Origin of the sequence: Moritella dasanensis ArB 0140 (genome assembly GCF_000276805.1) — a bacterium.
Taxonomy (GTDB): Bacteria; Pseudomonadota; Gammaproteobacteria; order Enterobacterales; family Moritellaceae; genus Moritella; species Moritella dasanensis.
In genome coordinates this window covers 78,399-85,523 of the sequence record NZ_AKXQ01000022.1, presented here as the reverse complement: position 1 = coordinate 85,523, position 7,125 = coordinate 78,399, and the positions used below count along the sequence as shown (strand labels likewise).

General features: G+C 40.1%; 5 protein-coding genes. 2 read left to right on the top strand and 3 right to left on the bottom strand.

The genetic code is table 11. The features are described 5' to 3' along the window. Nucleotides 1–201: 201 nt before the first annotated feature. A complete protein-coding gene (locus tag A923_RS0116820; protein WP_017222856.1) occupies nucleotides 202–2,319 on the top strand; it encodes a sensor domain-containing protein in 2,118 nt (705 codons plus the stop codon). Here the strand turns inward: A923_RS0116820 and rraB are convergent. After that, nucleotides 2,314–2,676, bottom strand: coding sequence for a ribonuclease E inhibitor RraB (rraB, locus tag A923_RS0116815; RefSeq protein ID WP_017222855.1), 363 nt, complete (start codon nucleotides 2,674–2,676; stop codon nucleotides 2,314–2,316). The genes A923_RS0116820 and rraB overlap by 6 nt on opposite strands. 353 nt (nucleotides 2,677–3,029) lie before the next feature. Between rraB and mrdA the strand changes: the two genes are divergently transcribed. Continuing rightward, nucleotides 3,030–4,988 carry a penicillin-binding protein 2 gene (mrdA, locus tag A923_RS0116810; protein ID WP_017222854.1) on the top strand — a complete coding sequence of 653 codons (1,959 nt, stop codon included), beginning with the start codon at nucleotides 3,030–3,032 and terminating at the stop codon, nucleotides 4,986–4,988. A 97-nt stretch (nucleotides 4,989–5,085) separates the two neighbouring features. Here the strand turns inward: mrdA and A923_RS0116805 are convergent, their stop codons facing one another. Together A923_RS0116805 and A923_RS0116800 are read right to left on the bottom strand one after the other, a co-directional pair. Continuing rightward, nucleotides 5,086–5,499 carry a type 2 periplasmic-binding domain-containing protein gene (locus tag A923_RS0116805; protein ID WP_017222853.1) on the bottom strand — a complete coding sequence of 138 codons (414 nt, stop codon included), beginning with the start codon at nucleotides 5,497–5,499 and terminating at the stop codon, nucleotides 5,086–5,088. Between the two features lie 11 nt (nucleotides 5,500–5,510). Beyond that, the gene (locus A923_RS0116800; RefSeq protein WP_017222852.1) at nucleotides 5,511–6,674 is read right to left on the bottom strand and encodes a hypothetical protein; all 1,164 of its coding nucleotides are present in this window, start codon (nucleotides 6,672–6,674) and stop codon (nucleotides 5,511–5,513) included. Nucleotides 6,675–7,125: the final 451 nt, after the last annotated feature.

Below are 7,125 nucleotides of genomic sequence, written 5' to 3'. Positions count from 1 at the left end.
TTAATCAGCTCCCCCCTTTTTTGTTTGTCATTGCTAATAAAGACGATATGAACATCACAAATCACCCATCTATATCCTGCAAAAACATTCCCATCCCAACAGTTAAGATGTAAAATATTTGTTAGTAACATTAAGTTGTAGTTATAAAAATACCAACAGCTTAGCTATAGATGTCAACACCAAGGAATGGAGTGATAGGTTATGGGTAGCACAGATTCTCTGAATCACATATTGATTAATGCAATTCAACATCTGCCAATTGGCATATTTTGGAAAGATATTCATGGGCAATATCTTGGCTGTAATAAACATTGTTTATCCTTGTTTGATTTACCATCAGAACAATTCATTATTGGTAAAACCGATATTCAACTGCAACCTGCATTGAAAGAAAAGCAGCTGCCGAGTAAAGATCTCTATCAAACAGATCAAGAAGCGCTCGTCCACGGTCGCAGTGTCATTGCCAAAACCATGCATATGGAGACTATCTATGGGCAAGGACAGTTTGAGATCACTAAGATCCCTCTGCACAATCACAAGGGTAAAATAATCGGTTTGCTCGGCATTGCCGTTGATGTATCCAGTAAGTTTCGCTCAGAGCAAAAACTACAAGAAAAAACCGCCTTACTGAACTCTATTTTTGATGCCCTGCCTGACTTTGTCATTTACAAAGATATGCAAGGTCGTATCGTCGAATGCAACCGTGCGGCACTCAAATTAGCGAATAAGAAAAAAACCGATGTCATTGGTAAAACCGTTGAACAACTACTGCCAGAATCAACAGCAAAAGTCAGTGTTGATTACGATAGCCAGTTAAAATCAGATTATCAAAGTGCTAATTACAAAATGGAATTTGAGTTAGCAGGCCGCCAAGTCTATGTTGATGTACACAAACATCCGGTGATTCAAAATAACCAATTAGTCGGTACCGTCAGTATTTCTCGCGACATTAAAGAACGCCGTAATACGTTAGAGAAAATTGCCACCTTAACCAAGCAGGATCAATTAACCCAGCAATTAAACCGCACCACGTTTTTGCAAGAACTTGAAAATATCAACCAACAACACGATTGGGGCATGATCCTCATTGATATTAAGAAACTCGGTAAATTAAACAGCCAATTCGGCACTGAAATAGGCGATAAAGTCCTCGTTTATGTGGGTCAAAAGATCAAACAACTAGCCCCAAATTCAGCACATCTCGCCCGCATCCAAGGGGATAGATTTGCCATTTTAACCGATCACGTCAGTTCACCAGTACAGCTTAACGCGCTGTGCAATAAATTAATCGACAGACTTAATATACAAGTCGCGATCCAAGGCCACGTCATTGATCTCGCTATATGTATTGGCGCTGCGAACTATCCCGATACAGTACAGAATACCAGCCAGTTACTCACTTGTAGTGAACAAGCTTTATTACGCTCACGTAAACATAAAGAACAAAGTTACACCTTATTTGATCCGCTATTAGAGGCCCATGCCGAAGCAGAAAAACGCTTAATCGACGATTTAAAACACGCGATTAATAACAAGTCCATCGATTTATATTACCAACCCGTCGTCGATGCAAATAGCAAAGCAGTGCTTGGCGTAGAAGCCCTTGCACGCTGGCATCACCCTGAAGAGGGGCTAATCATGCCAATTAAATTCATCGAACTAGCCGAAAAAAATAACTTAATAGGCCAACTCGGAGAAGTAGTATTAGAAAAAGCCTGTCAACAACTCGCACAATGGCGGGCGCAAGATATCGATATCTTTATGGCCGTTAACCTATCCCCAATTCAATTTAACGACCCACTGCTGATCAGTAAAATTAAACACTATCTCGATTATTACCAGATACCAGCACATCGACTCGAAATAGAAGTCACAGAAAGCACACTACTGGAATCAAACCATACCGCGGATAAGATGCTAGAAGAATTAATTAAGCTTGGTGTACGCTTGTCTATCGATGATTTTGGTACCGGTTATTGCTCATTATCTTATTTAAAAAATATGCCTGCACATAAACTCAAAATTGATAAATCATTTGTCGATGAACTTGAATTAGATAAAACGACAACGGCGATCACACGTTCAGTGATTAGCTTAGCAAGAGAATTAAATATAACCGTAACGGCAGAAGGGGTTGAGGAGGAATCACAAATGAAATGGCTACAAGCCCAGCAATGTGATCAATTTCAGGGGTATTTATTTAGCCGCCCGTTACCGAGCGACAAATTTTGTCTGTGGTATAAACAACATCATGCCACACACAATAATATTACTTATCAACAACCAACAAAAACAGCGATGCCTTTGCAGGTATTATGATGCATCTTCTTCGAAGAAGGTGCCCCAACCGTCATAAGTAACATCTTGTTCAATAGACATTTTAAGTAGTTTTTCGATATCACGTGTGATGGTATCGATATCCAGTTCCGTTTCAACAACACAGTCGAATGCGAATACTGTTTGGCCGTCTTCCAGTTCAACTTCTTCTGGATCAGAGACATCGTAGCCCAGTTTAAATGCTGCAATAGCGGCTTTTTCTAGCTGTGCAAAATCATCCCCGGCAAAGTGATGTTCAATAGAATATACAGCATCAGGATCACTGCCATCTTCTAATAAGTTATCAATGATCTCTTCGGCTTCGACTTTCAGGTCGGCAAATTCTTTTTCAAAATCCACTAGGTTAATCTCTTTAGTTATGATGTATGAAGAATACTCTGGTTTTAATATTCATGCCATTAAATTATACCCAAAATAACACCTCAAACATAGCGCTAGATAACAGCAAAACATTAAAGCAGAGGTAATTACATCGCAACTAAACGCGGTCGACAATACCGCCATTAAATAGCTTTAAAGTATAATTATCACTCTTTCTGCTCTGTTATGGCACTTAACTAAAACAATATTGTCTACTGCTAATATTGATATTGTTTTAAATATTCAAAACACTCATATTCATCATCTGCTGTGATGCATAATATATTAAGTTAAGAACTATTTTGATAAAAGATACTGTGGTAAGAAATACTGTGATAAAAAATAATTTGATAAGCAATACCGCGATAAATAAACGCATTCCAATCGAGAATCCAGAAGACGCGTTCGCGATTTTTTCACGTAGAACCGCCGCATCTGTGTTTATGATAGTACTTATGACGGCTGTTTTATTAGCAAATTTATATCACTTGCAGGTATCCGGTTATAATAAATATATTGGCCGAGCGAATAACAATCGCATTAGGATCGTGCCAATCCCGCCGAATAGAGGGCTCATTTATGATCGTAATGGCATACTGTTAGCCAAGAATGTGCCTATTTATTCGCTTGAGCTCATTCCTGAAAAAATAAAAAACATAGATCTAACCTTATTAAAATTACAAAGTCTATTTGGCTTAACTGATGACGATATCAGCGACTTCAAACAGTCTATGCAGCATACCCGACACTTTAAATCAGTGACGCTGGTTGATCAGTTAACAGAAAAACAAGTCGCGATGTTTAGCGTACATAAGTACCAGTTTTCAGGTGTCTTTGTGGATGCATTTCTCGAACGTTATTACCCGTATCGAGAAAATTTAACCCATATATTAGGTTATGTCGCAAAAATTAATGATCGTGATATCAAACGATTAAAGGAACAACATAAATATAAACAATACAGAGCGACGAGAACCATCGGTAAATTAGGGATTGAGCGGTCTTATGAAGAAACCCTGCACGGCCAAGCTGGCTTTGCGACAGTAGAAGTGAATAACCAAGGTCGAGTAATAAGGACATTGGAGACAGTAGCGCCAATCCCAGGTAAAGATCTAAAATTGAATATCGATATTAATCTGCAGGTATATGCCAACAAATTACTGACCCAGAAGAAGATTGACCCCGTAACAGGGAAATCAGTGCTTAAGCATAAACGCGGCGCCTTAGTGGTATTAGATCCAAGCGATGATTCCATTCTAGCCATGGTATCTAGCCCAAGTTATGACCCTAATTTATTTGTGCATGGTATTTCATCGACAGAATATAAAGCCCTATTATCTGATCCTGACCGGCCTTTATTTAATCGCGTGACCTTAGGCACTTACTCGCCGGGTTCGACCGCTAAACCTATGATTGCAGCGGCAGCGTTAGCGGTAGGCGTGATCACCCCCGACACCAAAAGAAATGATTCAGGTTGGTGGCGGATCCCCAATACCAACACTCGAAAATGGCGTGATGATGTACGCTGGGGTTTTGGTGAAGTTGATATTTACAAAGCGATTGAAAAATCGGTGAATACCTACTTTTACCCTATCGCCTACGACATGGGTATTGACCGATTATCAGCCTGGATGAATAAATTTGGTTATGGCCTGCCATCTGGCGTCGATATTAATGAAGATAGTCGCGCCAACATGCCGACCAGAGAATGGAAACGGGCTCATTACAAACAATCTTGGTATCAAGGCGATACGATCCCGATTGGCATAGGACAAGGGTATTGGACGGCGACCCCATTACAAATAGCCAAAGCAACATCCGTGGTTGCCAATAAAGGCTTAGTACATAGACCGCATATCGTCAGCAGTATTATTGAAAATGGTGTTGATACCGCGGTTACCTTCGACGACTTTGCTAAATTGGACAGCGTAACACCGGCAACATGGGACATAGTGCAAGAAGGCATGCGCCGTGTACTGGTGACCGGTACCGGTCGTAAAGCGTTTAGTAATACTGCCTATGTGGCCGCGGGAAAATCAGGCACCAGTCAGGTATTTGGTCTCGCGCATGGCGAACAATATAATGCCGAAGAGTTAACTGAGCGTTTACGAGATCATGCCCTGTTTACCGCATTTGCACCTCTCAAATCACCGAAAGTGTTAGTGACAGCAGTACTCGAAAATGGCGGTTGGGGTAGACGTGCAGCACCTATGGTGAGAAAAATAATGGACTATGTGTTGGTGAAGCCGACATTAGCACCGCAATCAACGCAGATACATAAAGCCTCTTAGATAAAAAGCAATAAAAAAACCTCCGTATTATGCGGAGGTTTTTAGCGTAACAACTGATGCAAAACCTAACGTTAGGCTTTAAACACACCCTAAGATATTAAGGCGTGAATACCACTTTTACCGAGTCATCCACTTCTGACGAGTCAATATAAGCAATCGCGTTCGCATGTGACGCAACTTGGCTTTTGATCAGTGACGCTGAGCCAATTGTCTTTGGCGGTTTACCTTTACCAGTAAATACTAAGCGTGACCAATAAGCTTGCAGTTGAGAATCACTTTTACCCGTCACACTCGCATGAAATTCGCCACGAATAAAACTGCCCGTCGCTTGCTCAATAACGCGTGCTTTAGCGCCATTAGGTAATTTTTTCGACTTACCTAAATAAAGTTTAGATACTTGTGCTTTCGATAATGCATCTGGGCCATTTGGGTTAGCAATAACCACAACACCTGCTTGTGCTACACCTGAGATTAATGCTGCTGCTAAGGCAACTTTAGCTAATAGTTTCATCAAAGTTCTCCTTAAAATACTGCATCAAATGACAGTGTGTAAACCAATGTATCATCATTTATTTGGTTCTGTGCTCCATCTAGATTTGGCTCCAAACCACCAGAAGTATCACCAAAATCAGTGGCGTAAGTGACATCCGCTTTTAGTGCTAGGTTTGAACTGATGTCATAACGCGTACCGATACTGTAAGCATTTCGTTTCCAGTCAAAGCTTGGTTTGTATGCAGGGTTTCTCTCACTATCATCGGTCGTTTCAAGGAAAGCATAAGTCACATAAGGAGTGAAATCACTAATACGGTAACCAAGGGTAATATAACCAGATTGAGTATCTGAATAATCACCTTCCACGTCAGAAACGGCAAACTCAGAGATAGCAAGTAATGAGCCATCATCATAACTCAGACCAACACCAGCAAAATAACTTTGCTCATCATCAAAAAATTGCGTTATTTGACCATCTTTAGTCGTATCAAGTGTGGTTTGATAATACGTCGTGCGGAAAACCCACTCTTCATAAGAAAATGATGCTGAAGCGCCGAGAATATCTTTGTAGTCCACTTCCCCGAGCTTAGGTCCAGTGTCGCGATCAGCATGTCCATAACTTGCTTGTAATGTGACGGAAACATCAGCCAAGTCAAAGTCATAAATAGCATCAATACCATCAAACGATGACAGTGGCACAATACTGTAAAGTTCACTTGGTGGGTTAGCCCAAGGCTGTGCGAAACCCACTTCTAGATAATCTGAATACATATATAGTGGTACACGTAAACGACCGATACGAGTAACAAAACCGTTATCAAAATCATGGCTTAAGAACGCCCATTCCATTTCGGTAGCCCAATCATCACTACCACGAGCAACAAGCTGAGCAACAATTTTGGTTTGCTCCGTTAGTGCAAATGAACCTTGCAGACCAAGCTTACTGCCTTCAGAGAAATCGGCATCTTTATCATAGCCATTATATCCAGCATCGTTACTAGCTATACCGACTTTACCGGTAAAGAAGCCATTGATAGACATCCGATCAGAGAGCGAATCATAAGAGCTCGCTTCTTTTAACATATCTAATTCCTGCTCAAGTTGAGCAAGGCGTTGCGAATCAGTTGTTGCAGCCATCGCAAATTGCGATGCACAAGCAACAGCAAGCGGTAGCATTATAAATGCTTTTTTCATCTAAAATCTCCTTATTTTAAAACACTTAGTCCATTTGGTGTTGATTTAACACTGGTCATACAAGGTTTAAATTAACTGTTAAAATATAGTAACTTAGTATGACGATATTATTCATGCTTACGGATTTATTTTAGAGATGTAGATCACGTTATTACAACTTGTTACCAATATGTAACTGGTTAAGTTGAACTTTTCACCTACGCATACAAAAATTAACATATACGCATCATTGTAAATACCTAAAACGCTATAAACTCACTCCATTTCAATAAGGATTTATAACGTATTTTACGGGTAGAGTTATAGCTCTATTCAGATTGTTAATTACTTAGCTATAAATCGCAGTTAAAAAAATACCGAGCCTATTGCTCGGTATCGTTCAAATCTATCATTCGCTCAGTAATTAAGACTTAAATACCCTTTCACTGAAGCATCAAGATCAGCTTCATAA

Bases quoted from the DNA above. Each gene is read 5' to 3' on its own strand.
- A923_RS0116820 (WP_017222856.1), top strand. From the start codon at position 202: ATGGGTAGCACAGATTCTCTGAATCACATATTGATTAATGCAATTCAA.
- A923_RS0116805 (WP_017222853.1), bottom strand. From the start codon at position 5,499: ATGAAACTATTAGCTAAAGTTGCCTTAGCAGCAGCATTAATCTCAGGT.
- A923_RS0116800 (WP_017222852.1), bottom strand. From the start codon at position 6,674: ATGAAAAAAGCATTTATAATGCTACCGCTTGCTGTTGCTTGTGCATCG.